At 71.8% G+C, this 24,640-nt stretch carries 28 protein-coding genes; 4 read left to right on the top strand and 24 right to left on the bottom strand.

The annotated features are described in order from the left end of the window. Positions 1–123 precede the first annotated feature (123 nt). Positions 124–1,161 (bottom strand): prolipoprotein diacylglyceryl transferase, encoded by a 1,038-nt coding sequence (gene lgt, locus L3Q67_RS22015; protein WP_499191255.1) that lies wholly within the window; start codon positions 1,159–1,161, stop codon positions 124–126. Between the two features lie 18 nt (positions 1,162–1,179). Then, positions 1,180–1,944, bottom strand: a complete 765-nt coding sequence (locus tag L3Q67_RS22010) for a TetR/AcrR family transcriptional regulator (protein ID WP_499191254.1) — start codon at positions 1,942–1,944, stop codon at positions 1,180–1,182. A 75-nt stretch (positions 1,945–2,019) separates the two neighbouring features. On the opposite strand from L3Q67_RS22010, the gene L3Q67_RS22005 reads away from it, so the two are divergent. Next, entirely contained in the window at positions 2,020–2,472 is a 453-nt protein-coding gene (locus L3Q67_RS22005; RefSeq protein ID WP_499191253.1) for a PNPOx family protein, read from the top strand. Here L3Q67_RS22005 and L3Q67_RS22000 read toward each other — a convergent pair. From L3Q67_RS22000 to L3Q67_RS21925, 16 genes are all read right to left on the bottom strand, one after another. Further along, positions 2,461–3,669, bottom strand: a complete 1,209-nt coding sequence (locus L3Q67_RS22000) for an MFS transporter (RefSeq protein WP_499191252.1) — start codon at positions 3,667–3,669, stop codon at positions 2,461–2,463. The two genes, L3Q67_RS22005 and L3Q67_RS22000, sit on opposite strands and share 12 nt — an antisense overlap. Before the next feature lie 102 nt (positions 3,670–3,771). Next, positions 3,772–3,915 (bottom strand): hypothetical protein, encoded by a 144-nt coding sequence (locus tag L3Q67_RS21995; RefSeq protein WP_499191251.1) that lies wholly within the window; start codon positions 3,913–3,915, stop codon positions 3,772–3,774. Between the two features lie 106 nt (positions 3,916–4,021). Continuing rightward, complete coding sequence (locus L3Q67_RS21990; RefSeq protein WP_499191250.1) at positions 4,022–5,242, bottom strand: MFS transporter; 1,221 nt, start codon at positions 5,240–5,242, stop codon at positions 4,022–4,024. 43 nt (positions 5,243–5,285) lie between these two features. After that, positions 5,286–6,098, bottom strand: a complete 813-nt coding sequence (locus L3Q67_RS21985) for a Rossmann-like domain-containing protein (RefSeq protein ID WP_499191249.1) — start codon at positions 6,096–6,098, stop codon at positions 5,286–5,288. Between the two features lie 14 nt (positions 6,099–6,112). Further along, a complete protein-coding gene (locus L3Q67_RS21980; protein ID WP_499191248.1) occupies positions 6,113–6,874 on the bottom strand; it encodes a phytanoyl-CoA dioxygenase family protein in 762 nt (253 codons plus the stop codon). Beyond that, complete coding sequence (locus L3Q67_RS21975) at positions 6,871–7,896, bottom strand: PALP domain-containing protein (protein WP_499191247.1); 1,026 nt, start codon at positions 7,894–7,896, stop codon at positions 6,871–6,873. Before L3Q67_RS21975 ends, L3Q67_RS21980 begins: the two co-directional genes overlap by 4 nt. Next, positions 7,896–8,627 (bottom strand): class I SAM-dependent methyltransferase, encoded by a 732-nt coding sequence (locus tag L3Q67_RS21970; RefSeq protein WP_499191246.1) that lies wholly within the window; start codon positions 8,625–8,627, stop codon positions 7,896–7,898. The genes L3Q67_RS21975 and L3Q67_RS21970 overlap by 1 nt, the downstream gene beginning before the upstream one ends. Then, the gene (locus L3Q67_RS21965; RefSeq protein WP_499191245.1) at positions 8,624–10,075 is read right to left on the bottom strand and encodes an ABC transporter ATP-binding protein; all 1,452 of its coding nucleotides are present in this window, start codon (positions 10,073–10,075) and stop codon (positions 8,624–8,626) included. Before L3Q67_RS21965 ends, L3Q67_RS21970 begins: the two co-directional genes overlap by 4 nt. Further along, positions 10,072–10,866 (bottom strand): ABC transporter permease, encoded by a 795-nt coding sequence (locus L3Q67_RS21960; RefSeq protein WP_499191244.1) that lies wholly within the window; start codon positions 10,864–10,866, stop codon positions 10,072–10,074. Before L3Q67_RS21960 ends, L3Q67_RS21965 begins: the two co-directional genes overlap by 4 nt. Next, positions 10,863–11,810, bottom strand: coding sequence for an ABC transporter permease (locus L3Q67_RS21955; RefSeq protein WP_499191243.1), 948 nt, complete (start codon positions 11,808–11,810; stop codon positions 10,863–10,865). Before L3Q67_RS21955 ends, L3Q67_RS21960 begins: the two co-directional genes overlap by 4 nt. Before the next feature lie 4 nt (positions 11,811–11,814). After that, positions 11,815–13,356 (bottom strand): ABC transporter substrate-binding protein, encoded by a 1,542-nt coding sequence (locus L3Q67_RS21950; protein ID WP_499191242.1) that lies wholly within the window; start codon positions 13,354–13,356, stop codon positions 11,815–11,817. A gap of 269 nt (positions 13,357–13,625) precedes the next feature. Continuing rightward, positions 13,626–14,420, bottom strand: a complete 795-nt coding sequence (trpA, locus tag L3Q67_RS21945) for a tryptophan synthase subunit alpha (RefSeq protein WP_499191241.1) — start codon at positions 14,418–14,420, stop codon at positions 13,626–13,628. After that, positions 14,417–15,700, bottom strand: a complete 1,284-nt coding sequence (gene trpB, locus L3Q67_RS21940; protein ID WP_499191240.1) for a tryptophan synthase subunit beta — start codon at positions 15,698–15,700, stop codon at positions 14,417–14,419. The genes trpA and trpB overlap by 4 nt, the downstream gene beginning before the upstream one ends. Continuing rightward, positions 15,697–16,506, bottom strand: a complete 810-nt coding sequence (gene trpC, locus L3Q67_RS21935; RefSeq protein ID WP_499191239.1) for an indole-3-glycerol phosphate synthase TrpC — start codon at positions 16,504–16,506, stop codon at positions 15,697–15,699. The genes trpB and trpC overlap by 4 nt, the downstream gene beginning before the upstream one ends. Before the next feature lie 153 nt (positions 16,507–16,659). Further along, positions 16,660–17,175, bottom strand: coding sequence for a Trp biosynthesis-associated membrane protein (locus L3Q67_RS21930; protein WP_499191238.1), 516 nt, complete (start codon positions 17,173–17,175; stop codon positions 16,660–16,662). Further along, positions 17,168–18,745: an anthranilate synthase component I gene (locus L3Q67_RS21925; RefSeq protein WP_499191237.1), complete on the bottom strand. Its 1,578-nt coding sequence runs from the start codon at positions 18,743–18,745 to the stop codon at positions 17,168–17,170. Before L3Q67_RS21925 ends, L3Q67_RS21930 begins: the two co-directional genes overlap by 8 nt. A 135-nt stretch (positions 18,746–18,880) precedes the next feature. Here L3Q67_RS21925 and L3Q67_RS21920 point away from each other — a divergent pair, with 135 nt between their 5' ends. Next, a complete protein-coding gene (locus L3Q67_RS21920) occupies positions 18,881–19,495 on the top strand; it encodes a TetR/AcrR family transcriptional regulator (RefSeq protein WP_499191236.1) in 615 nt (204 codons plus the stop codon). 263 nt (positions 19,496–19,758) lie between these two features. On the opposite strand, the gene L3Q67_RS21915 is transcribed toward L3Q67_RS21920, so the two are convergent. The 5 genes from L3Q67_RS21915 to hisF are packed head-to-tail and all read right to left on the bottom strand — an operon-like array spanning position 19,759 to position 22,194. Beyond that, the gene (locus tag L3Q67_RS21915) at positions 19,759–20,295 is read right to left on the bottom strand and encodes a TetR/AcrR family transcriptional regulator (RefSeq protein ID WP_499191235.1); all 537 of its coding nucleotides are present in this window, start codon (positions 20,293–20,295) and stop codon (positions 19,759–19,761) included. A 4-nt stretch (positions 20,296–20,299) separates the two neighbouring features. Further along, entirely contained in the window at positions 20,300–20,662 is a 363-nt protein-coding gene (locus tag L3Q67_RS21910) for a DUF1304 domain-containing protein (protein WP_499191234.1), read from the bottom strand. A 52-nt stretch (positions 20,663–20,714) separates the two neighbouring features. Beyond that, entirely contained in the window at positions 20,715–21,044 is a 330-nt protein-coding gene (gene hisI / locus L3Q67_RS21905) for a phosphoribosyl-AMP cyclohydrolase (protein ID WP_499191233.1), read from the bottom strand. Further along, on the bottom strand, positions 21,041–21,436 hold the full coding sequence (locus L3Q67_RS21900) for a hypothetical protein (protein WP_499191232.1): 396 nt from the start codon (positions 21,434–21,436) through the stop codon (positions 21,041–21,043). Before L3Q67_RS21900 ends, hisI begins: the two co-directional genes overlap by 4 nt. After that, entirely contained in the window at positions 21,433–22,194 is a 762-nt protein-coding gene (gene hisF, locus L3Q67_RS21895; protein WP_499191231.1) for an imidazole glycerol phosphate synthase subunit HisF, read from the bottom strand. The genes L3Q67_RS21900 and hisF overlap by 4 nt, the downstream gene beginning before the upstream one ends. Before the next feature lie 68 nt (positions 22,195–22,262). Here hisF and L3Q67_RS21890 point away from each other — a divergent pair, with 68 nt between their 5' ends. Both L3Q67_RS21890 and L3Q67_RS21885 read left to right on the top strand, forming a co-directional pair. Next, positions 22,263–23,450 carry a phytase gene (locus tag L3Q67_RS21890; RefSeq protein WP_499191230.1) on the top strand — a complete coding sequence of 396 codons (1,188 nt, stop codon included), beginning with the start codon at positions 22,263–22,265 and terminating at the stop codon, positions 23,448–23,450. 27 nt (positions 23,451–23,477) lie between these two features. Continuing rightward, positions 23,478–23,861: a PNPOx family protein gene (locus L3Q67_RS21885; RefSeq protein ID WP_499191229.1), complete on the top strand. Its 384-nt coding sequence runs from the start codon at positions 23,478–23,480 to the stop codon at positions 23,859–23,861. A 1-nt stretch (position 23,862) separates the two neighbouring features. On the opposite strand, the gene priA is transcribed toward L3Q67_RS21885, so the two are convergent. Then, the gene (gene priA / locus L3Q67_RS21880) at positions 23,863–24,597 is read right to left on the bottom strand and encodes a 1-(5-phosphoribosyl)-5-[(5-phosphoribosylamino)methylideneamino] imidazole-4-carboxamide isomerase (RefSeq protein ID WP_499191228.1); all 735 of its coding nucleotides are present in this window, start codon (positions 24,595–24,597) and stop codon (positions 23,863–23,865) included. Positions 24,598–24,640: the final 43 nt, after the last annotated feature.

Genomic DNA, 24,640 nt, shown 5'->3' with positions numbered 1-24,640 from the left:
CTTCGGCCCGCTAACTAGGTTCTCCGGAACAGTTCGGCGCAGTCGCTCCAGCTTAGCCCGCTCGGGCGAACGCGGCAGCCCTGTGCCGCCGCGGTATTCGTCACCCTCGCCTGACCTGGGCTTTCAGTCCTTTGTGTCCGGCTTGTCCGTGCGCTCGGTGCGCGCCGCGGGCTCTGTGCGCTCTGTCGAGCCCGGCTCGTCCGCGCTCGTGGCGCCGTTGCCGTTCGGCACCACGGCGTTCTCCTCGCCGTCCAGTTCCTCGTCCGGCTGGTCGCCGTCCTTGCCCTTGAGTGTCTCCGGCGCTTCCCGCTCCCCCCGGCCGCGGGCGGCGAAGTAGTAGATCACCGCGCCGGCGAACACCAGGATCGAAACCCAGACGTTGACCCGGACCCCGAAGACCAGGGTGGCCGCGTCGGTGCGCATCAGCTCGATCCAGGTCCGGCCGAGGGTGTAGCCGGCGACGTAGAGCGCGAACGCGCGGCCGTGGCCCAGGCGCAGCTTCTTGTCCGCCCAGATGACCAGCAGCGCGACCCCGAGGTTCCACAGCAGTTCGTAGAGGAAGGTCGGGTGCACGGTGTCGATCGGGATGTTGTTCAGCGCGACGCCGTTGAGCGTGTCCTCGATGCGCGGGTCGTCGATGCTGACCCGCGAGTAGATCTCCAGCGCCCACGGCAGGTCGGTGTGCCCGCCGTAGAGCTCCTGGTTGAAGTAGTTGCCGAGGCGGCCCACACCCTGCGCGATGACGATGCCCGGCGCGAGGGCGTCCGCGACGGCGGGCAGCGGGATGCCCTTGCGGCGGCAGCCGATCCACGCGCCGACCCCGCCCAGCGCGATGGCGCCCCAGATGCCGAGGCCGCCGTTGACGATGTTCAGCGCCTGGATCGGGTCCTTGCCCTCGCCGAAGTACCGGTGCCAGTCGGTGATCACGTGGTAGAGCCGCCCGCCGACCAGGCCGAACGGCACCGCGTACACCGCGATGTCGAGGATCGTGCCCTTGGTGCCCCCGCGCGCCACCCAGCGGCGTTCGCCCAGCCAGATGGCCACGACGATGCCCGCGATGATGCACAGCGCGTAGGCGCGGATCGGGATGGGCCCGATGTGCCACACCCCGCGATCGGGGCTGGGGATGCTGGCCAGGAACGACGCCGCGGCGGTATTCACCGGGCCACCGTAGCCAACTCAGCTCCCGGCGTCTGCCCTGCCCCCGACGAGGACCGCGATCCCGTCGAGAATCCGGGCCAGGCCGAACTCGAACGCGTGCTCCGGGCTGTAGGAGGCGTGGTGCGCGGCACCGGCCGCGGCGCCCACCCTGGAGGCCACCGGGTAGCGGCTGTAGTCGATGACCTGCTCGAGCAGCGGCGCGTTCTGCGTCCACCACTGCTCCTCGGTGAGCCCGGAGGCGCGCTCCACCCTGGAGATTTCGGCCCGCCCGCGCGCGGACACCTGCGCGTGGCCGATCAGCAGCGTGAGCACCGAGTCCATCTCGATCTCGGTGAGCCCGATCCCTTCCAGCGCACGGAGTTCGTACTCGTACTTCTCGATCACGCGGGGGCCGAGCACGGACCGGTGCGAGGCGTGCAGCAGCCACGGGTGGCGCCGGTAGAGCGCCAGGTTCTCGCGCGCGATCAGCTCGAGTTTGGCCCGCCAGCCGCCCTCCACCTCGTCCGGGCGCGCGGTCTCGGCCTGCACGAGGTCGAACATGACGTCCATCAGCTCGGCCTTGCCCGGCACGTAGGTGTAGAGCGACATCGTGCCGACGCCGAGCTTCTCGGCGACCTTGCGCATCGACAGCGAGTCGAAGCCGTCGGCGTCGGCCAGCTCGATGGCCGTGCGCGCGATGCGGTCCACGCTCAGTTCGGGTCTCCCCTTGCGGCTGGCCACTTCACGGGTGCGCCAGAGGATCGCGAGGCTGCGGGCGGGGTCGGAGCTGCTGTCGGTCGCCATGATGCGGGCCATCCTAGACAAGGCTGTACCGTATGCTGTACGGTACAGCCTACCGTTCGATGATGGAGGTCGGATTTGCCCACTGCCAAGGTCACGCCCCCGCGCTGGCTCAAGCCGATGAACCGGGTGTTCGTCGGACTCCAGCGGACCGGGCTCAAGCTCGGCGGGATGCACCTGCTGACCGTGCCCGGCCGGAAGTCCGGGAAGCCCCGCACCACGCCCATTTCCCTGATGGAGCACGAAGGTGAGCGCTACGTCGTCGGGGGCTTCCCCGGTGCCGACTGGGTGCGCAACGCCAGCGCGGCCAAGGCGGGCACGCTCACCTGCGGCCGCCGCCACGAGCAGGTGCGGCTCGTCGAACTGCCCGTCGAACAGGCGCGCCCGATCCTGCGGGCGTTCCCCGCGAAGGTGCCGTCCGGCGTGTCGATGATGACCAGCGCGGGCATCGTCGAGTCCGATTCGCCGGACGAGTTCGAGGCGCTCGCCGGGCGGTGCGCGGTCTTCCGCATCGACCCCTCACCCGCCTGACTCCCCCGGCCGCGGCGGGTGCACCGCGTGGGCCGGCAGCCGCGCGGCCAGCCCGTTCAGACCGAACACCGCCAGCACCGCGCAGACCGCGACCACCAGCCACGGCAGCCAGATGGCCACCGAGAACAACGCGACCACGGCCGGGGCGAGGACCTGCGCGGCGGTGAAGGCGTACTGGAAGGCGGCGAGGTACCGGCCGCGGGCCGCGCGCGGGGCCGCCGCCTCGGCCAGCGCGTTGGCCCGCGGGCCGAACACCAGGTTCGCGGTGGCGATGATCAGCGTGACCGCGAGCAGGTACCCCGGCTGCGCGGCCGGGGGCACCAGCACCGCGCCGAGGCAGCTCAGCCACCACACCGCGTAGAGCAGGGAGCCGAAGCGCATGGCGTCGATCCGGCTGAGGCGGTGGGTCAGCCGGAGCGCGAGCGTGCCGCCGACGCTGGTGCAGAGGGTGAGCAGCGCGATGATCGCGCCGGGCAGCCACGACGGCCCGCGCAGTTGTTCCAGGACGAACACCGGGACGCCGATCAGGAAGACGTCCAGCGACAGGCCGAACAGTCCGCTGATCAGGATGAGTGCGACGTACGGCCGGTCGCGCAGCGGGCCCGTGGTGAGCCGGCACGGAGGCGGCAGGAAGCGGCCCAGCGGTTCGCGCAGGCAGAGCAGCAGCACGAGCGCGGCGAGCAGGTAGGTCAGCGCGTTGGTGCCGAGCGCCAGCCGGAAGCCGGTGGTGCCGTAGCCGGTCAGCAGCAAGGCCGCGACCAGGCCACCGGCGCCGAACGAGGCCGCGCGGACCATGCCGACCACCGCGAACGGCCGGTCCTTGGGCACGTCCCCGGCGACGTCGGCGACCAGTGCGTAGAGCGCGCAGTAGAACGCCTGCTGGCCCGCGGCGACCAGGATCGCGGCGACGACCACGGCCACCGCCGAACCGGCGAGCAGGTAGGCCACGACCCCGGCGGCCTGCACGAGTTGGGCGAGGATCACCACCAGCCGCGCGCCGACGCGGTCGGTGAGGCGCCCGGCCAGCGGCGGCACCAGCAGCCCGGCGACCGTACCCAGCGGCACGATGGTGCCTGCCAGTGCCAGCGGCAGGCCCACCACCCGGGTGAGGTAGACCAGCGTCAGCGGCAGGAAGAGCCCGGTGCCGAAGTTGTCGATCGCCAGTGCCACCAGCAAAGCCCCCCGCGCGCGGCTCACCGCGCCGGCCGGCTCATGCCGGCATCATGCCTCCCACGTGGCGGATTCTGCCCAGCTACCAGCGGGTTACCAACCCCGCTTCACCCTGGCAGCGCAGCGAGATCACCCCCCGAGGGTGACCTCCACCGCGAACGGGCGACGCAGGCTCAGCACACCGGCGTCGCTCTTCTCGGACAGGTGGTACTCGCCGTCGCGCCACTCGTGCAGCACCGCCTCGCCGCCTTCCACGACGAGGTAGAACGGCACGCGGGCTTGGGCAAGTGGGCGCCCAAGAGGAGATTGGCGCCAGGCAGCACCTCGTCGACCGATCACGGCCTCAGGTGCGCAGGTGTCACGAATGTGGCTTTCGCACTCACGGTGGAGTCGGGCGGACGAAGAGGGCGGCGACGAGGGCGAGCAGGGTGATCGCGCCGAAGGCGGCCGCGGTACCCGGGTAGCCGGCGACGCCGAGGCCGATGCCGCCCAGGGCGGCGCCGGTGAAGGTGCCCAGGCTCATGCCTGCTGCGTTCACGCCCAGAGCCGAGCCCCGCAGCGGGCCGCAGCGGCGCACCAGCAGGGTCACCACGCAGGCCGCCACGGTGGCGTGGGCGGCGCCCTGCACCGCGGTGAGCGCCAGCGCGAGCACCAGGTTCTCGGCGAAGTAGAAGGCCACCACCGAACCCAGCGCCACCACGAGGCTCGCGGTGAGCATGCGTTCCGGCCGGATCCACGGCGCCTCGGCGCTGGTGTACCGGCCCGCGAGCAGGTTGCCGACGAAGAAAGCCGCGCCGCTGAGCGTCCACACCAGGGCGAACAGCTCCGGGTCCAAGTGGAACCGCGAGTCGTAGAAAGCCGCCAGGTAGGACAGGTAGCCCATGAACGCGGCCGTCCGCAGCAGCGCGACCAGCAGCAGCGGCACCGCCCCCGGCACCCCGGCCAGCGCGCGGAACGAGGCCAGGTAACCCAGCCGCGGCTGCGCGTCCGAAGCAGCCACCGGCAGCGGACGTCGCCGGAAGAACACCACGGACAGCGCCACCGAGATGACCGCCACCGCCAGCAGGTTCCCCTGCCAGCCCCACAACAACGCGGGCAGTGCCACCAGGGGCGCGGCCAGCATGGCGGTCAGCGACTGGGTCGCGGTGACCAGCGTGGCCGCGCGGCCCGCCGCCGCGCCCGAGCCGAACCGGTCGGCCGCGTCCGCGGCCAGCGCCGGGTTCAGCACCGAGGTCGCCGCGCCCACCAGCAGGCAGAAGGCGGCCAGCGCGAGGAACTGACCGGCCGCGCCCAGCACCGCCGAAAGGCCGAGCAGCACCAGCCCGCCACCGGCCGTGTACTGCTTGGGCACCCGGTCCAGCAGCGGCGCCACGGCCGCTCCCACGCCCAGCGCCGCCAGGCCGCCGAGGCCGCGCAAGCCGCCCATCGCGGCGACGCTGGTCCCGGCGTCCGCCGAGATCGGCACCAGGAAGGTGCTGAACACGGTGAACGGCAGCAGGCTCACCGCCGAGGCCAGCAGCACCGGGCCCAGCAGCCTGGCCATGCGCAGGTCACTGGGCACCGGCAGGTCCTCCACCGGCTTCACGGTTTCCGCACTCACTTCTCGTACTCTTCTTTCGTGGTCCGGCCCCGGAGGGCACAATTTAACCGGCGCGCCCGAAGGACGCGCGATAGCGGTACACCGTGCTCGGTTCCGCGCTGAACTGCGAAAACGGGAAAGGTTCCGCCGAAACGGCGGTGACCCCGCGCCCCAGGAACGCCCGCGCCACCGCGCTGCCCGTCTGCGCGTAGATCACCAGTGGCAGGTCGCGCCCGCGGCAGTGCGCCAGCAGCCGGTCGAAGCTGCCGTTGCTCAGCGTCATCCCGGTCGCCACCACCGCGTCGGCGGCTTCGAGCACCTCGTCCATCTCCCGGCTGACCGGCTGCCCCCACTGGGTGGTGCGCAGGTTCAGGTCGCACGGCAGGCATTCGCCGCCGCGCTCGGTGATGGCCTCTACCAGCGGGTTCACCACCCCGATCAGCGCCACCTTCGCCCCGGGCCGGATGTCCAGCAGCCCGGCGATGGCGTCGTCGCGGGCCCGCGCCCGGACCTCCGGCGTGCCGATCGGCAGCACCACCGGCTCGGCACCGGCTTCGCGGTGCGGCAGGGCGTCGGCCAGGTAGGCGTCCAGCGCGGCGATCCGCACCGGCAGCCGGTCGTCCCGGATCAGCTTGTCCAGCGGCTCCCCCGAGGCGGTGGCGCAGAAATCGGCGTCCAGCTCACCCTGTTCGAAGGAACAGGCGCCGAACGCGCTGCCGACGCGCAACAACAGGTAGTGGTTGCGATAGGTGACCCCGCCACCGGCCAGCCGGGTGGTGTGGTGCAGCCAGAACGCACTCGTCACGGACCGTTCACCGGGTGCCGGGCCCCATTCCCCGGCCAGCACGGAATCGACCAGCGCGGCCACACTTTCCATTTTCGCTTTCCCTTTCATGGCAGATCCGCCAGCATTTCCGCCCGGTAGGGCAATTCGGCCAGCCGCGGGCGGCCCGCGGGCTGGAAGCAGAACAACAGCGTCCGGCGGTCGCGCTCGCTGCGGTTCGGCACCGAGCGGTGCACCAGCGTGCTGGGGAACACCAGCACCGACCCGGCGGGCAGTTCCACGGTGCGCTCACGATCAGCATCCACTTTGGACGCGTCGAGCAGCAGGCCGGTCGGCTCGGCGTGGTCCCGCGGCGCCGGGCCGTCGCGGTGGCTGCCCGGGATCACGCTCAGCGCGCCGTTGCCCGCACCGGCGTCGTCCAGGTAGATCATCGCGGTGGCGATGTCCCGCGCGGCCTGGCCCGCGCAGCAGTACCAGAAGGTGAAGTCCTGGTGCCAGGCGAACTCCGAGCCGACGCCGGCCCGCTTGAAGTTCAGTTTGGACACGAACGGGCCGATCTCCCCGAGCCCCAGCAGGTCCGCCATCGGGCCGGTGAGCCGGGGATCGGCCCACAGCGCCTCGAACGCCGGGTGCAGGTGTGCGACCGGCGAGAGGCTGCGGATCGCGCCGGGAGCGTCCGGTTCCCAGTGCACGGTCGTGCCGTCGACGCGTTCGAGCCGGTGCCCGTCCGGCCACACCTCCACCGACGTCTGCCCGGAAGCGGCTTTCGCCAGTACGTCGCGCTGCACCGCTTCGGCGGCTTCGCCCAGCCGCGCCAGTTCCGCCCCGCCGAACAGTCCGGAAAGGACTCGATATCCCGGATCGTTCACGCCACACCCAGTACGTCGTGGGTGCGTGCGCAGGCGGGCCGGCGCGCCCAGTCCATCGCCGACCACGGGCACGCCAGCTCGCTGAGCACGCCGACTTCCCGCGGGCGCATGCGCTCGAGCTCGAACGCCTCACGATGCCTGCTGTACGCGGATTCGGCGTACCGGTGCCCGGTGTCCGCGGCCAGGAAGACGTGGTGGCGCCCGGGATCCCGCTCGCGCTCCCAGTGCGCCGCCAGGTACGCCGCCCCGGCCGACAACCCGGCGAACACCCCGCTGCACCGGAGCAGGTCCACCGCGGCGGACATGGCGTACTCGAAGGAGATCCAGTGGATCCGGTCGTACAGCTCGTGACGCACGTTCTCGAACTCGATCGAACTGCCGATGCCCGCGATGATCATCTCCGGATCGGCCACGTGCTCCGCGCCGAAGGTGACGCTGCCGAACGGCTGCACCCCGATCAGCGTCACGTCCCGGCCCAGCTCACCGAGGAACGAGGCGATCGCGCCGGTCGAGGCCCCGGTGCCGACCCCGCCGGACAGGCTCAGCGGCCCCGGCGGCACCGCCCGGTCGAGCTGCTCGGCCACCTCGCGGTACCCGAGGTAGTGGATCTCGTCGTGGTACTGGCGCATCCAGTGGTACGACGGGTTTTCCCGCAGGATCTCGGTGATCCGCCGCACGCGCAGGCTCTGGTCCAGCTTGAGGCTGCGCGAGGGCTGCACCTGTTCGAGGGTGGCCCCGAGGATTTCCAGCTGTACCTTGAGCGTGGCGTCGATGGTGGTGGACCCGACGATGTGGCAGTGCAGGCCGTACCGGTTGCAGGCCAGCGCCAGCGCGTGGGCGTAGATGCCGCTGGAGCTGTCGATCAGGGTGTCCCCCGGCCGCACGGCACCGGTTTCGAGCAATCGCCGGACCGCGCCGAGCGCCGAGTAGATCTTCATCGTCTCGAAGCGCACGCAGAGCAGGTCCTCGCGGACCCTGACCAGGTCCGGCTCCTTGACCGCCTCGGCGAAGTGGTCGTGCATCAAGCCGCTTCTCCCTTGGCGCGCAGGCGGAACAGGAACGTCTGCACGTCGTCGTCCGGCCAGGTCCGGCGTTCCCGGATCTCCGGGACGAAGCCGCTCTCGATGGCGTGCGCGATGATGTCGCGCAGGTTCGCCGTGTTGGAGACGATGAGGTGGATCTCGCCGCCGGGGGCCAGCAGGTCGCCGGCCAGCACCTGGTCGAAGAACCGCGCGGTGATCTCCGCGCCCACGCAGACGTTGCGCACCACGTCCGGGTCCTCACTGGTCTTCAGCGCGACCGCGGGCGGGTTGAAGGTGATCACGTCGGCCTGCGCCTTGTCCGGGAACGCGCTGAACAGGTCGGAGACCAGGGCGTGCAGCGGCGGGGTGTCGCCGACGAAGCGCCGGTAGTGCGCTTCGGTCGCGGCCACGCTGGCCGGGTGCACGTCGAGCGCGTAGATCCGCGCGGCACCGGCGATCCCGGCCACCACGGCCTCGACGCCCAGCCCGGAGCCCATCGCCACGTAGGTCCGCCCGGCGACCGGGATCCGCCCGTCGAGCACGCGGTCGTGGATCATCCGGCTGGTCTCCCCCGGCCGGAAGACCCCGGATGGCAACTCGAACTCCCAGTCGCGGTAGGTGTGGGAGCGGACCGTGTGCAGGTCGTTCCTCGGTGGGTTCACCTCGAGGATCTCGGCCGTGGTCAGCGTGGGCGGCAGGCTCGCGTGCAGTGCCCAGGATTCTTCGCTCATACCGATTCCTTCCTGTCGAGGCCCGGACAGGGTTGTCCCAGCCCGGTGGCCACCCCGTCGTCGAGGACCAGCACCTCGCTGGTCACCGCGGCGATGAGCCCGAGGTCGTGGCTGATCCACAGCAGGGCGGTACCCCGCTCCCCGGTCAGCCGCGCGAGCAGGGTGGTCACCTTCCGCGCGGTTGCCGGATCGAGCGCGGTGGTGATTTCGTCGCACACCAGTACTTCCGGCTCGGCGAGCAGCGCGCGCACGAGGGCGGCACGCTGGAGTTCACCGCCGGAAAGACCGTCCGGGTGCCGGGCGGCGGTCTCTTCGGACACGCCCAGTTCGTCCAGCAACCGCACGGCTTCGGCGCGTGCCGCGGCGGGCTCCAGGCCGCGCAGGCGGATCGCCGTGCGGGCCACCTGGTCGAGCACCGGGCGCCGGTCGTCGAACGAGCCGCGGACCTCCTGCCAGACGTACTGCACGCGCCGCCGCAGTTCCGTGCTCCGCTTGCGCAGCACGGGCAGCGGCTGCCCGTCGAGCAGCAGTTCGCCGGTGTACCGCTCGTGCAACCCGGCGATGCACCGGGCGAGCGTGGTCTTCCCGCTGCCCGACGGTCCGACGACGCCGATCCGCCCGCCCGGCGGCAGCACGAGGTCGATGTCGTGCAGGACCGGTTGCTTGCCCCGCGGCCGCAGGGAGGCGGACAGCCCGCGCAGTTCGAGCAGCGCCTCCTCCGAACCGGGCTCGGCCCAGTCATCGGACGGCGGCACCACCTCGCCGAGCACCTCGTCCGGGGTGCCGGTCGCGGCCACCCGGCCGTGGTCGAGCAGCACGACGTGGTCGGCCAGCGCGCGCACCAGATCGTGCTGGTGGCTCAACAGCAGGATGGCGAGCCCGGTCGCGGCGAGTTCGGCCAGTTCACCGGCCAGCCGCAGCCGGGTGACCGTGTCGAGCCCGGTGCTCGGTTCGTCGAGCACCAGCACGCGCGGACCGCAGACCAGCGCCTGCGCGAGCGCGACGCGTTGCCGTTGCCCGCCGGAGAACTGGTGCGGGAAGCGGCGCAACAGCTTGCGATCGCCGGGCAACTGCGCCGCACGCAGTGCTTCGGCGACGACTTCGCCGGTGGATTCGTTGGGGCGGTGCAGCTTGGCCAGTTCCCGCAGGGTGGTGCCGATCCGCCGGGCCGGGTTGAGCGCGCTGCCCGGGTGCTGTGGCAGGTACGAGACCACGCCCCCGCGCACCCCGGGACCGACCGGCTTCCCGGCGACGGTCACCGACCCGGTCAGCCGCACGCCCGGCGCGGAATCGCCCAGCAGCGACAACGCCGCCGTGGTCTTCCCGCTGCCCGACGGCCCGACCAGCGCGGTCACCTTGCCCGGCCACAGGCGGAAACCGACGTCGTGCAGCAGAACCGCGTCCCCGGCGTGCGCGGTGAGCCCGTCGACCTCGACCAGCGCGCTCATGCCGCGACCACCTCCCGGCGGTTCCCGAGCAACCGGTCGGCGAGCAGGTTCAGCCCGAGTGTGAAGGCGACGATCATCGCCGCGGGCGCGAGCACCGCCCACGGTTGCAGCAGCAAGCCCTCCCGGTTGCGGGAGACGGTCACCGCCCAGTCCGGCGAGGTCGGGTTCAGGCCGAGGCCGAGGAAGTTCGCCGAGGCCACGATGAACACCGCCAGCGTGATGCGGGTGCCGATGTCGGCGAGCACCGGCGGCAGCGCCGACCGGGCGATGAAGCCGAACTGGATGCGTGCCCACGACTCGCCCTGCATGCGCATCGCCTCCACCGCGGGCCCGCTCGCCGCGTCCAGCGCGGCCGCGCGCACCAGGCGGGCCACGGTCGGCACGTTCACCGCGCCCACCACCAGCGCGATCGCCAGCGGGTCACCACGCCAGCCGACCGCGACCACGCTGATCACCAGCAGCGAGGGCAGCGGCAGCAGGATGTCCAGCGGCCGGATGAGCGCCTCGTCCAGCACCCGGCGCCGGGTGGAGGCGGCGACCAGGCCGATCAACCCGCCCACGAGGTAGGCGAAGACCACGGCGAGCAGCGCGACCCCGAGCGTGGTGCGGCCACCGACGAGCAAGGTGCCGAACACGTCGCGGCCGAGCCCGTCGGTGCCGAGCAGCCCGCTGTCGCCGTACGGCAGCCCGGTCGGCCGGGTGAACGCGCCGGCCAGCAACGGGCCGACGAGCGCGGTGAGCACCGGAACCGCGAGCAGCGCCACGGAAACCCCGGTCAGCAGGCGGTTCACCGCAGCACCTCCGTCCGCGGCACCAGGCGGTTGCAGACGAGGTCGGCGGCGAGGTTGACCAGCAGGGCGGCCACCGCCAGCACCAGGGTCAGCCCCTGCACCACCGGCACGTCCCGCGACTCGACCCCGTCGATCAACGCGGTCGCGAAGCCGGGGATGGCGAAGATGGCCTCCACCACCAGCACCCCGCCGAGCAGGTTGTCCCCCACGCGCGCCAGTTCCTGCACGCCGGGCACCGCCGCGTTCGGCAGGACGTGCCGCAGCAGCAACGACCTCCGCGGCACCCCGAGCCGTCGCGCCTGCACCACGTACCCGGCGTGCAGCGAGATGATCGTGCCCGCGCGGACCTGCCGCGAGAGCGTGCACACGGTACGCAGGAACAACACCAGCACCGGCAGCACCAGAAGCTCCGGACTGGTCAGCAGATCGTCGCCGGTCGCGCCGACCCACGTCGCCGGAAGCCAGCCGAGTTGCAGTGACAGCACCGAAATCAGCAGCAGCGCCAGCACGAAGTCCGGGATCGCGGTGAGCACCAGCGTGACCGAGGTGATCGACCGGTCGAGCCTGCCGCCTTCGAACACCCCCGCCAGCGCGCCGAGCAACGCGGCCAGCGGCACCACCACGGCCAGCGTGACCACCGCCAGTACCAGCGTCGCCCCCACCGAGCCCCCGATGATTTCGCTGACCGGCTGCCGGTTGACCAGCGACTGGCCGAGGTCGCCGGTGAGCACGCCGCCCGCCCAGTCGAAGAACCGCTCGACCGCGGGCCGGTCCAGGCCCAGTTCGGCCCGCAGCGTGGCGACCTGCTCCGGTGACGCGCTCTCGTCGAACCGCACGTCGGCGGCGTCCCCCGGCAGCAACGCGGTCAACGCGAAGACCAGCACCGAAAGCACCATCACCTGCACCACGGCCAGGCCCAGCCGCTGTGCGACGTATCCCCGCACCCCCTCAGCCCAGCCACACCTTGTCGAACCGGGCCCAGTTCACCGTGTTCGGTGGCACGGCCTGGACCCCGTGCACGTTCGCGGCCACCGCGTTGATCCAGTCCGGGTGGCCCCAGGCGAGCAGGCCACCGCGGTCGTGGAGGTCGCGCTGCAGGTCGTGGTAGAGCCGGGTGCGCTCAGCCTCATCCACAGTGGACTGCGCGGTGGTGAAGGCCGCGTCGAACTCCGGGCGCTTCCACGCGGTGGCGTTGAACGGCGAGGTGGAGAGCAGGCGCGAGTTGATGTAGTCCGGGATCGGCGCGGCACCGGCCCGGTGGCTCCCGAGCACGCCGGTGGTCAACTGGTCCTTGAAGTAGGTCTCGGCGGCCCCGGTGACCACCTCCACCCGGATCCCGGCTTCCCCGGCCTGCTCGGCGAAAAGCGTCGCGGCGTCGACGAAACCGGCGGAGACGGTGGAGGTGAAGAACTGGATGGTCTGGTTCAGCACGCCCGCCTTGGTCAGCAGCGAGCGCGCTTCGGCGACATCGCGGGGGCGCTGCGGCAGCGTGTCGTGGTAGTAGCGGTAGCCCTTGCCGAACAGGTCGTTGCCGGGCACGCCGCGGCCGCCGAGCACCACCTCGACCAGCCGCGGGCGGTCGGCCAGCAGCTTGAACGCCAGTGCCACGTCGGGGTTGTCGAACGGCGGGCGGTCGGTTTTGAGCACGAACGCCTGCGTGGTGCTGCCGGGCGCGGCGACGATCTTCACCGCGCGGCCGGCTTCGGCCGTCCTGGCGAAGGTCGGCGACATCTCGTGCGCGTACTCGGCCTGCCCGCCCTGCAGCGCGTTCGCGCGGGCGTCCGCGTCGGCCGAGAGGATGTGCAGTTCGTCGAGGTGGGGCGCGCCTTCCCAGTGCTCGTCGAAGCGCTGGGCGACCAGCGAGCGGCCCGGGTCGAAGGAGACGAACCGGAATGGCCCGGTACCCACCGGTTTCGCCGGATCGGCGTAACCGGCCCGCACGATCGCGGCACCGGTGGTGGCCAGCAAGGCGGGCAGTTCGGCCGAGGGGGTGCTCACCGCGAGCTCGACCGTGCGCGGATCGACCACGCGGCTGCGGCCGAGGTCGATCGCCGACAGCGACTGCCGGGCCAGCCGGTCCCCGGCCGCCGGGTCCAGGATCCTGGCCAGGCTGAACAGCACGTCCTCGCCGGTCAGCGGCTGTCCATCGTGGAACTTCGCCGGGCGCAGGGTGAACCGCCACAGCGTGGCGTCCGCGTTGGACTCCCAGCGCTCGGCCAGCCGCGGTACCGGCGCCAGGTCGTCGCCGAGTTCGGTCAGCTTGTCGAAGATCGCCTTGTGCCGCGCCTGGTCGATGAACAGGTTCTGCGCGTGCGGGTCGAGGGTCTCCTTGGTCCCGCCGCCGGTGAACAACGCCCGCAACCGCCCGCCCCGCTTCGGCTCGCCGCCCGCCCCGTCACCGGTGCCGTCCGCTCCCCCGCAGCCGCCGAGCACCAGTGCCGCACCGGCCGAAAACCCGAGAAAACCCCGCCGCGTCAGGGCGATCGGCATGACGGCTCCTCCATTTCCCGCGGCGGGCGCCGCGCCTTGCGAAGAATCGTCGACGAAAATGTCGAGCCGACGCGCCCGCCGAACGAATTAACGCGCGCACCGATCAGGTGAGATCTCCCAGCTGCGACAATCCTGGCAGGAAATGGAAATCATTGTCAAATAGTCAGAAGCTGATATGCGCATCAACGCACATGGAAAAGGGTCGTGAGTGATTAGGGCTGATCGCCAGCCATAATCACCCACGACCCTTTTTGGTGTCGCGGTGGAAATTACGCGGTGGGGGTGGTGGCTTTCCGCACGCCCGCGGCGAGTTCACCGGAGAGCTCGCGCACCGCGTCGAGACCTTCGGCCGCGGCGGTGACCAGCGCGGAACCGACGATCACCGCGTCGGCGAACCCGGCCACCTCGGCGGCCTGCGCACCCGAACGCACGCCGAGGCCCACGCCGATCGGCAGGTCCGTGTGCGCCCTGGCCCGGTCGACCAGCTTCGAGGCGGCCGCGTCCACGGTCTCCCGCACGCCGGTGACGCCCATCAGCGCGGTCGCGTAGACGAAACCGGTGCTGGCCTGGACCGTCCGGTGCACGCGCTCCTCGGTCGAGGAGGGCGCGATCAGGAAGATGCGGTCCAGCCCGTGTGCCTCGGAAGCGGCGAACCAGTCGTCGGCCTCGTCCGGGATCAGGTCCGGGGTGATCATGCCCAGCCCGCCCGCCGCGGCGAGGTCCCGCGCGAACGCGTCCACGCCGTAGCGGTGCACCGGGTTCCAGTAGGTCATCACCACGGCCTTGCCACCCCGCGCGGAGACGGACTCGACCACCTCGAACAGGTTCTTCAGCCGGAACCCGCCGGTCAGCGCGGCGTCCGCGGCGGCCTGGATGGTCGGCCCGTCCATCACCGGGTCGGAGTAGGGCACGCCCACCTCGACCAGGTCGGCACCGCCGTCGACGATCGCCGAGAGCAGGCCCTTCGAGCCGTCCACGGTCGGGTAGCCGGCGGGCAGGTAGCCGATCAACGCGGCCCGGTCCTCCGCCTTGGCCCGGCGGAAGACCTCGTCGAGCTCGCTCACGACAGCTCCTCCTCGGGCACCAGGTGGAAGAACTTCGCCGCGGTGTCCATGTCCTTGTCGCCGCGACCGGAGAGGTTCACCACGATCAGCCCGTCCCGGCCCAGCTCCTGGCCCAGCTTCATCGCCCCGGCCAGCGCGTGCGCCGACTCGACGGCCGGGATGATGCCCTCGGTCCGCGACAGCAGCTTCATCGCTTCCATGGCCTCGGCGTCGGTCACCGCGCGGTACTCGGCCCGCCCGGTGTCCTTGAGCCACGAGTGCTCGGGGCCGACGCCCGGGTAGTCCAGCCCGGCGGAGATCGAGTAGGCCTCGGTGGTCTGGCCGTCCTCGTCCTGCAGCAGGTAGGACAGCGCGCCGTGCAGCATGCCGGGGGTGCCCTCGGTCAGCGTCGCGCCGTGCTCACCGCTGTCCAGGCCCTTGCCGCCCGGCTCCAGGCCGACCAGCCGGACCTCGGGGTCGTCGATGAAGCCGTGGAAGATGCCGATGGCGTTCGACCCGCCGCCGACACACGCCGCGACCACGTCCGGCAGACGACCGGCCTGCGCCAGGATCTGGCGCCGGGCCTCCTCGCCGATGATCTTGTGGAAGTTGCGCACCATCACCGGGAACGGGTGCCCGCCCGCGGCCGTGCCGAGCAGGTAGTGCGTGGTGTCGACGTTGGCCACCCAGTCGCGCAGGGCCTCGTTGATCGCGTCCTTCAGCGTGCGCGACCCGGTCTTGACCGGGATCACCTCGGCGCCGAGGAGCTTCATCCTGGCCACGTTCAGCGCTTGGCGCTGGGTGTCCACCTCGCCCATGTAGACCACGCAGTCGAGGTCCAGCAGCGCGCAGGCGGTGGCCGTGGCCACGCCGTGCTGCCCGGCCCCGGTCTCCGCGATCACCCGCTTCTTGCCCATGCGCCGGGTCAGCAGCGCCTGGCCGAGCACGTTGTTGATCTTGTGCGAACCGGTGTGGTTGAGGTCCTCGCGCTTGAGGAAGACCCGCGCCCCGCCCGCGTGCTCGGCGAAGCGCGGCGCCTCGGTGAGCAGCGACGGACGACCGGCGTAGTCCCGCAGCAGCCGGGCGAACTCGCCGGTGAACTCCGGGTCGAGCCGGGCCTTGTCGTACTCGGCGGACAGCTCGTCCATCGCGGCGATCAGGGCCTCCGGCATGAACCGGCCGCCGTACGGGCCGAAGTGACCCTTGTCGTCCGGGTCGTGCTCGGTCCGCTCGTGCTGCCTGGTCGGTTCTGGGTCATCGCCCGGGGGACGCCCCCCGGACCCCCGAGAGTCCGGAGTCATCGGCTCGGCCTCGGGCACGCGGGGTGCGAACCGGCCGTGACCAGCTTCACCAGCGCCGCCTTGGGGTCGTCGGAGGCGACCAGGCCCTCGCCGACCAGCACCGCGTCCGCGCCCTGGCCCGCGTAGGACATCAGGTCACCCGGACCGCGCACGCCGGACTCGGCGACCTTGTAGACGTCCATCGGCAGGCCGGGGGCGAGCCTGCTGAACACGTCCCGGTCCACGTCGAGGGTGTGCAGGTTGCGCGCGTTCACGCCGATCACCGACGCCCCGGCTTCGAGCGCGCGGTCGGCCTCCTCGGCGTTGTGGATCTCCACCAGCGCCGTCATGCCGAGCGACTCGACCCGGTCCAGCAGGGCGACCAGCGCGTTCTGCTCGAGCGCGGCCACGATCAGCAGCACCATGTCCGCGCCGTGCAGGCGCGCCTCGTGCACCTGGTACGGGCTGACCACGAAGTCCTTGCGCAGGATCGGGATGTCCACCGCCGCGCGCACCGCGTCGAGGTCGTCCAGCGAGCCGCCGAAGCGCCGCTGTTCGGTCAGCACGCTGATCACCCGCGCGCCGGCTTCGGCGTAGTCCTTGGCCAGTGCCGCGGGGTCCGCGATCGATGCCAGATCACCCTTGGACGGGCTGCGCCGCTTGACCTCGGCGATCACGCCGATGCCCGATTCCCGCAGGGCGGCCATCACGTCGCGCGGAGGCGCGACCTGGGCGGCCCGGCGCTTCAGTTCGTCGAAGGGGAGCTCCGCCTCGCGGGTGGCGAGGTCGGCACGGACGCCTTCGACGATGTCTTCGAGAACAGTCACCGGACGGCCCCGCCTACCGGTGTGTGCACCGCTGTCTTGGGTAGACCACGCCTCGCAAGTTCGCTCACAAAAACCTTCCCCTTCCCGCCGGAAAGATGCTAACCCGCGCGGTTTGACCGGCCGGTCCCGGGTCCATCGTCGGTTTGTCAACCCTCATCGACCGGTCGTGGGATCCCGGCCGTCGGACAACGCGTCCCAGAGCTCTGTATCGGCGTCGCGGGCGGGACGTTTCCCACCCGGTGCGGAGTACTTGGCGCCCAGGCGCGGCAACCGGCCCGCCTCGCGCACGCCGAGCACGCCGCCGGCCAGCACCAGCAGGCCGCCGAGCACGGCCAGGCCCCACCCGGTGAAGCGCGGCCCGCCACCGAGGTTCAGCAGCACGACCAGGCACGCGGCCAGGCCGGTGCCCGCGAGCACCAGCGCCACCACCCGGCGGGCCCAGCCCGAGGTGGCGACCAGGCCGGCCACCCCGGCGGCCACCAGCACCGCCAGCGGCACCAGTGCGGGCAGGTGGTCCGCCCCGGTCACCACCTGCGGTGGCACGCCGGGCAGGTCGGAGCGGGGGCGTTCGAACCAGGTCAGCCGCGAGGCGCCCCACAGCGCCAGCGCGCCCAGCCCGAGCAGCACCACGATCGTCCACAGGGGACGCTTGTTGCCGGAGTCAGACACCAGCGGGGTCACCCGCTTCCTCGATCACCCCGGCCGGTGCCAGGGTCTGCGCGGCGGCCACCGCCGACAGCACGGTCCGGGCCTTGTTCAGCGATTCGTTGTCCTCGTAGCCGGGGTCGGAGTCCGCCACCACCCCGCCGCCCGCCTGCACGTACGCCACTCCGTCGCGCACCAGCGCGGTGCGGATGGCGATGGCGGTGTCGGCGTCGCCCCCGAAGTCCAGGTAGCCGACCACACCCCCGTACAACGCCCGCCGGGTCGGCTCCAATTCCTCGATCAGCTCCATCGCGCGGACTTTCGGCGCGCCGGAGAGGGTGCCGGCTGGGAAACAGGCGGTCACCGCGTCGAAGGCGGTCTTGCCGTCGGCCAGTTCGCCGGTGACGGTGGACACGATGTGCATCACGTGGCTGTAGCGCTCGATGGTGAAAAAGTCGACCACCCGCACGGTGCCCGCCTTGCACACCTTGCCCAGGTCGTTGCGGCCGAGGTCGACCAGCATCAGGTGCTCGGCGCGCTCCTTCTCGTCGGCGAGCAGGTCCTTGGCCAGCTGCGCGTCCTCCTCCGGGTCGGCGCCACGCCACCGGGTGCCCGCGATCGGGTGAGTGGTCGCCCGTCCGTCACGCACGGTGACCAGCGACTCCGGGCTGGAGCCGACGATGTCGAAGCCCTCCATCCGCAGCAGGTACATGTACGGGCTCGGGTTGGAGGTGCGCAGGACGCGGTAGATGTCGAGGGCGTCGGCGCCGGTCTCGATCTCGAACCGCTGCGAGGGCACCACCTGGAACGCCTCACCGGCCTTGATCGCCTCGACCGCCTTCGCCACGGCCTGGTGGAAGTCCGCCTGGCTGCGGCGGCGGGTGAACTGCGGCGCCGGGCGGTCGAACACCGCGTTGGTGGCCGGGGCGTGCACGGCGAGCTGGTCGGTCATCCGCTGGAGCCGGGCGAGCGCGTCGTCGTAGGCCGCGTCTACCCGCTCGGGCGAATCGTCCCAGTTCACCGCGTTCGCGATCAGCGTGACCGTGCCCTCGTGGTGGTCCAGCGCGGCGAGGTCGGTGGCCAGCAGCATGGTCAGCTCGGGGATCTTCAGGTCGTCCTCGGCCAGCTCGGGCAGCTTCTCCAGCCAGCGGACCGCGTCGTAGCCGATGTAGCCGACCAGGCCGCCGGTCAGCGGGGGTAGGCCGGGCAGCGGTTCGGTGTGCAGCGCCTCCAGCGTGGCGCGCAGCACGGTCAGCGGGTCGCCGTCGGAGGGCAGGCCGACCGGCGGGGTGCCGGTCCACACGGCCTCGCCGTCGCGCACGGTCAGCGCCGCGGGGCTGTCCACCCCGACGAACGACCAGCGCGACCAGGAGGCGCCGTTCTCCGCCGACTCGAACAGGAAGGTGCCCGGCCGGTCGGCGGCGAGCTTGCGGTACACCCCGACCGGGGTCTCGCCGTCGGCGAGCAGGCGGCGGACGACCGGGATGACCCGGCGCGACTCGGCGAGGGCCCGGAACTCCTCCCGGCTGGGGCTGACCGCGCCGAGGCCGGTGGCGACGGCGGAAGCGGCGGTGTCGGTGCGCGAGCTGACCATGCGCCTCATTGTGCCGTCGCGCCCCCGGCCGCGTGGGTATACCCGTCGGTACCGGCGCGCGGTACACCCGCGTGTACAATTCATTGAGCGTTGAACTATTCCGGTGGACCGGGCAGCGAAAGGCATGATGGCGCCATGACGACCCCGAAACCGGCGGCCGCCAAGCGCCGGGGCCGCCGCCCCGCCGGCGAGGACACCCGTGAAGCGATGCTCACCGCGGCCCGCGAGCTGTTCGGCGAACTGGGTTACGAGGGTGCCACCGTCCGCGCCATCGCCCAGCGCGCCGGGGTGGACGCGGCCATGGTCAACCACTGGTTCGGCGGCAAGCAGGGGCTGTTCGCCCAGTCTGTGCTCCAGTTGCCGTTCGACCCGGTCCAGCTCTTCTCCCAGGTCTTCGAGGAAGGCCCGGTGGAGGAACTCGGCGAACGCATCGTACGCACCTTCCTCACCCGATGGGACGAAACCGGGGGCGGCGCCTTCGCGGCGCTGATCCGGAGCGTGGCGGGCCACGAGCAGGCCGCCGCGGCGTTGCGCCACCTGTTCCTGGAGAACATCTTCGTCCGGCTGACCGACCGGGTCAGCGCCGACCGGCTGCAGTTCCGGGCGTCGCTGTGCGTCTCGCAGGTGGTCGGCATGGGCATGGTGCGGTACGTGGCGAAGTTCGAACCGATGGCCTCAGCGGACCGCGAAGAGATCATCGCCGCCATCGCCCCCACCCTGCAGCGCTACCTCACCGGCGACCTGGACTAACCCGCGCCCCCTCCGATGTCACGAATGTGGCTTTCGAGACGCCAAACGCCCCGAAAGCCACATTCGTGATCCTCGCCCCCGGCGCCCAATGCTATGAGTGGGGCATTACTTGCATCCAACGCTAGTAATGCCCCATTCATAGCGTTCGCGCCCCACCCGCCGCCCCGAGCCCGACCGCCGCCCGGAGCCACCAGCGCAACCGCCGCCCGGGGCACCCACCAGGGCATCCGCCCAAACCCCCACCCCACCCCGGTCCAAACCCCCTACAAAGACCGATGAAGAGCCACCACCATCCCCCAAATCCGCCCAGCCACCTCACCAGCCGTCCCAGGCACCCGCCCGTGCAACCACCCCGCCACAACCCCCGTGAACGTCGCCGCCACCGCACTCGCGATCGCCTCGTCCCCCGGCTGAACAGCCCGCTTCCGCCGTTCAACCAGCGCCCGGTCCCGCAACTCACCATGCAGCGCCTCACCCAGCGGACCCCCGCCACCCGGCCCGATCAGCCCTCGGTACACGTTCGCGTGCTGCGAGATCGAGCCGAGCAACCCAGTCAGAACCGACGGCGGGTCATCTGAAGCATGTAGCGCGTCGACCGCCTCGCGCACCAGTTCCGCGCTCGCGCCCACGGCCAGCGCGGACAGGTCCTCGTAGTGCAGGTAGAACGTGCCGCGCGAGACGCGCGCGAGGCGGGTCACCTCCGCCACGCTCACCTCGCCGAGCGGCCGGTCCGCACAGGCTTCGAACAGGGCTTCGTGCAGCCGGGCGCGGGTACGGGCGGCGCGGGGGTCGCCGCTCACCCGGTCACCCCGCGATGAGTACCGCCACCAGCGCCAGCGCACCGGGCAGCGCCTGCACGAACAGGATGCGCCGGTTCGCCGTGACCGTCCCGTAGAGACCGGCGACGATCACGCAGATGAGCCCGAACACCTGGAACTGGAACCCCGCCGGGTCCGCGGCGATCAGCCCCCACACCAGTGCGGCGGCGAGGAACCCGTTGTACAGCCCCTGGTTCGCCGCCAGTGGCGCGGTCTGCTCGGCGAACTCCGGGGTCAGGCCGAACGCCTTGCGCCCGCGCGGTCCCTTCCAGAGGAACATCTCCAGTACCAGGATGTAGCCGTGGATCAGGGCCACCAGCCCGACCAGCACCTCCGCCACTACCCGCATGACCGCGCCGCCTTCCGCACAGAGTTTCTGAACACCTGTACATTAGCACTGGTCAGAGCAGGCGTCGGGCTTCGGTGTCGAAGCAGGTCCGGGTGCCGGTGTGGCAGGCGGGTCCCTCCTGGACCACCCGCACCAGCAGGGTGTCGGCGTCGCAGTCGTGGCGGACCTCCCGGACGTGCTGCACGTGCCCGGAGGTCTCCCCCTTGACCCACAACTTCCCGCGGCTGCGGGAGAAGTAGGTGCCGCGGCGGGTGGTCAGCGTCAGTTCCAGCGCCTCGGCGTTCATCCAGGCGACCATCAGCACGTCGTTGCTCTCGTGGTCGACCACCACCGCGCAGACGAGCCCGTCGTCGTTGAACTTGATGCGTTCGGCCGGGTTCACGCCTTCGCACTCCCCACGTGTCGCAGCACCGGGCGGCTGCTCAGCAGCACCCCGGCGTAGATGTAGCCCGCCGCGGCGAGCCCGAAGAAGATCCGCAGCCACCACAGCGCCCCCGCCAGCATGCCGAACGCGTGCTGCAGGGCCATGATCCCGACCACGGCGTACCCGATGTACCGCGAAAACCGCGCGTACCGCGGGAACCGGTCCGGCGCGGCGAGCCCGCCCGCCACGATCGCGCCGAGGATCAGGCTGGTCACCGGCACGAACAGCACCCGGACGGTGGAGCCCGGTGCGGACAGCAGCACCAGCGAAAGCACGATGTGCACCACCGCGATGCCGAGCAGCAGGCCGGTGATCACCTTCACCTCGAGCGCGGCCCGCCGGCGGCTCATCGGACCTCCACCCCGCCGGCGCGCAGCGCGTCCTTGACCTCACCGATCTTCAACTGTCCGAAGTGGAACACGCTGGCCGCGAGCACCGCGTCCGCCCCGGTTTCCACCGCGGGCAGGAAGTGCTCCAGCGCACCGGCTCCGCCGCTGGCGATCACCGGCACCCGGACCGCCTCGCGCACCAGTGCGATCAGTTCGAGGTCGAAGCCGGCCTTGGTGCCGTCGGCGTCCATCGAGTTGAGCAGGATCTCACCGACCCCGAGTTCCTCGCCCCTGGCCGCCCATTCCACCGCGTCGATCCCGGTGCCCTTGCGCCCGCCGTGCGTGGTCACCTCGAAGCCGGAGGCGGTTTCCGGCGTCCGGCGCGCGTCGACCGAAAGCACCACGCACTGCGAGCCGAACCGGCGCGACGCCTCGTGCAGGAACTCGGGCCGCGCGATGGCCGCGGTGTTGATGCTCACCTTGTCCGCCCCGGACCGGAGCAGCCTGTTCACGTCGTCGTTGGTGCGCACGCCGCCGCCGACGGTGAGCGGGATGAACACCTGCTCGGCCGTCCGGCGCACCACGTCGAAGGTGGTCTCCCGGTCGCCGGAGGAGGCGGTCACGTCGAGGAAGGTCAGTTCGTCGGCGCCCTCGGCGTCGTACCGGCGCGCCAGTTCGACCGGATCCCCGGCGTCGCGCAGATCCGCGAAGTTGACGCCCTTGACCACCCGTCCCGCGTCCACGTCGAGACACGGGATCACCCTCACCGCTACGGACATGCCGATCAGGGTACGTGCCGGGCCCGCGCGTTCACCCGACGGCAACCCCGCGGGGCTACCGTCCGGGGATGCGCATCACGCCGCTGCTCCTCCTCGTCCCCCTCCTCCTCACCGCGGCCCCCGCGCAGGCGGCCCAGGCACCCCGGCCGGTCCAGCAGACCAGGGCCTTCGTCGACGACCCGGCGGCCACCCCGGCCAACGCCGACGCCGACGACCCGGCCATCTGGGTCGACCGCGCGAACCCCGCCCGCAGCCTCGTGCTCGGCACGCTCAAGGAAGGCGGGCTCGCCGTCTTCGACCTGCGCGGCCGCGAGGTGGCCACGCTGCCCGCTCCCCCGCCGCCGGCACCGGGCGCCGCACCCGGCCGGTTCAACAACGTCGACGTGCTCGGCGACCTCGCGGTGGTCAGCGACCGCGGGCGCGACCGGATCCGCGTCTACCGCATCGATCCCCGGCGGCAGCCGGTGCTGACCGAGGTCACCGATCCCGCCGCCCCGCCGGTGTTCTCCGGCGACGAGTCCGAAGTGGACGAACAACGCACGGCGTACGGCCTGACCGCGGCGAAGCTCGGCGACCGTCGGGTGATCGCGGTGAGCAGGCGGCACGAGACGCGTGTCGCCCTGCTGGAACTGGTCGACCTGCCCGGCGGCCGGGTCGGCACCAAACCCGTGTCCACAATGGACCTGCCGGACCGGTTCCCGTTGCCGGACGGCACAACTTGGACGCCCTGCGCCGAGCCCGGCGAACGGCCGCAGATCGAGGGCATGGCGCTGGACGCCGCGCACGGGGTGCTCTACGCCGCGCAGGAGGACGTCGGGATCTGGCGCATCCCGCTCGGCGGCGAGCCGGTACTGATGGACAAGGTGCGCTCGTTCGGCGCCCCGGCGCGCTACGACGAGGAAACCGAGGAATGCGTGCCCGACGGCCCCGACCCGGGCTTCGGCGGCACCCGGCTGACCGCCGACGCCGAGGGCCTGACCATCGCCGAAGGCCCGCACGGCACCGGGCAGCTCTACGCGTCCAGCCAGGGCGACTCGCGTTTCGTCGTCTACGACCGCACCGGCGGCAACCGGGTGCTGTCCGAGTTCTCCGTCGGCAGCACCTCGCGCACCGACTCGGTCGAGCACTCCGACGGTGCCGCGGTCACCACGACCCCGCTGCCCGGCTTCCCGCGTGGCCTGCTCGTGCTGCACGACGGCGAGCGGCGGCCCGAACAGGGCGGCCCGACGACGGGATTCGTCTACCTGCGGCGTTGACCCGGCCGCACGGGTACGGTGACCACCATGGCATCCGAGCTGGAACGGCTGGCCGCGGAGAAGTACGTGGTGGTCACCACCTTCCGCAAGAACGGCACCCCGGTGCCGACCCCGGTGTGGATCGCGCGCGAAGGCGGCGAACTGGTGCTGTGGAGCCAGCGCACGGCGGGCAAGGTCAAGCGGCTGCGCAACGACGGCCGCGTCGCCGTGCAGGCCAGCGACTTCGGCGGCAAGAAGACCCACGGCGACAAGGTGTCCGGGCAGGCGAGGCTGCTCGACGAGCCCGAGACCGAACGCGTGCGCGGTTCGATCGCGCGCAAGTACGGCATCGTGGGCCAGGTCACCATGTTCTTCAGCAGGCTGCGCGGCCGTCAGCGCACCATCGGGATCGCGATCACCCTCGACGGGTGATTCAGGAGCGGACCGCGTCCAGCGCGTCCGGCAGGGTGAACGCGCCGGCGTAGAGCGCCTTGCCGACGATGGCGCCCTCGACCCCGTCGCGCTCCAGCGTGGCCAGCGCCCGCAGGTCGTCCAAACTGGACACCCCACCGGAGGCGATCACCGCGGCGTCGGTGCGCGCGGTGACCTCACGCAGGAGGTCGATGTTGGGGCCCTGCAACGTGCCGTCCTTGCTCACGTCGGTGACCACGTAGCGCTGGGCGCCGTCGCGGTCGAGGCGCTCGAGCACCTCCCAGAAGTCGCCGCCGTCCTTGGTCCAGCCGCGGGCGGCGAGCCGGTGCCCGGCGTCGGTGATCCGCACGTCGAGCCCGATCGCCACGCGGTCGCCGTGGGTGGCGACCACTTTGGCCGTCCACTCCGGATCCTCCAGCGCGGCGGTGCCGAGGTTGACCCGGCGGCAGCCGGTGGCCAGCGCGGCGTCGAGCGAGGCGTCGTCGCGGATGCCGCCGGAGAGCTCGACCTGCACGTCCAGCTCGCCGACCACGCGGGCGAGCAGCTCGCGGTTGGACCCCTTGCCGAAGGCGGCGTCGAGGTCGACCAGGTGCACCCACTCGGCCCCGTCCCGCTGCCAGGCCAGCGCGGCCTCCAGCGGATCGCCGTACGAGGTCTCGGTGCCCGCCTCGCCCTGGACCAGGCGCACGGCCTGTCCGTCGGCGACGTCAACGGCGGGAAGCAGCTGGAAAGTCACGCGGCAACTATAGAACCCGGAGCGGACCCCCGCCCGGCCGGTG

Origin of the sequence: Saccharothrix sp. AJ9571, from assembly GCF_021725495.1 — a bacterium.
In the GTDB taxonomy this organism is placed as follows: Bacteria; Actinomycetota; Actinomycetes; order Mycobacteriales; family Pseudonocardiaceae; genus Amycolatopsis; species Amycolatopsis magusensis.
This window is presented reverse-complemented; position numbering and strand designations above follow the sequence as displayed.

Excerpts from the sequence above, each read along its gene's own strand:
- L3Q67_RS22010 (WP_499191254.1), bottom strand. The coding sequence starts at position 1,944 with ATGGCGACCGACAGCAGCTCCGACCCCGCCCGCAGCCTCGCGATCCTC.
- L3Q67_RS21985 (WP_499191249.1), bottom strand. The coding sequence starts at position 6,098 with ATGGAAAGTGTGGCCGCGCTGGTCGATTCCGTGCTGGCCGGGGAATGG.
- L3Q67_RS21975 (WP_499191247.1), bottom strand. The coding sequence starts at position 7,896 with ATGCACGACCACTTCGCCGAGGCGGTCAAGGAGCCGGACCTGGTCAGG.
- L3Q67_RS21970 (WP_499191246.1), bottom strand. The coding sequence starts at position 8,627 with ATGAGCGAAGAATCCTGGGCACTGCACGCGAGCCTGCCGCCCACGCTG.
- L3Q67_RS21965 (WP_499191245.1), bottom strand. The coding sequence starts at position 10,075 with ATGAGCGCGCTGGTCGAGGTCGACGGGCTCACCGCGCACGCCGGGGAC.
- L3Q67_RS21950 (WP_499191242.1), bottom strand. The coding sequence starts at position 13,356 with ATGCCGATCGCCCTGACGCGGCGGGGTTTTCTCGGGTTTTCGGCCGGT.
- trpB (WP_499191240.1), bottom strand. The coding sequence starts at position 15,700 with ATGACTCCGGACTCTCGGGGGTCCGGGGGGCGTCCCCCGGGCGATGAC.
- L3Q67_RS21925 (WP_499191237.1), bottom strand. The coding sequence starts at position 18,745 with ATGGTCAGCTCGCGCACCGACACCGCCGCTTCCGCCGTCGCCACCGGC.
- L3Q67_RS21920 (WP_499191236.1), top strand. The coding sequence starts at position 18,881 with ATGACGACCCCGAAACCGGCGGCCGCCAAGCGCCGGGGCCGCCGCCCC.
- L3Q67_RS21910 (WP_499191234.1), bottom strand. The coding sequence starts at position 20,662 with ATGCGGGTAGTGGCGGAGGTGCTGGTCGGGCTGGTGGCCCTGATCCAC.
- L3Q67_RS21900 (WP_499191232.1), bottom strand. The coding sequence starts at position 21,436 with ATGAGCCGCCGGCGGGCCGCGCTCGAGGTGAAGGTGATCACCGGCCTG.
- hisF (WP_499191231.1), bottom strand. The coding sequence starts at position 22,194 with ATGTCCGTAGCGGTGAGGGTGATCCCGTGTCTCGACGTGGACGCGGGA.
- L3Q67_RS21890 (WP_499191230.1), top strand. The coding sequence starts at position 22,263 with ATGCGCATCACGCCGCTGCTCCTCCTCGTCCCCCTCCTCCTCACCGCG.
- L3Q67_RS21885 (WP_499191229.1), top strand. The coding sequence starts at position 23,478 with ATGGCATCCGAGCTGGAACGGCTGGCCGCGGAGAAGTACGTGGTGGTC.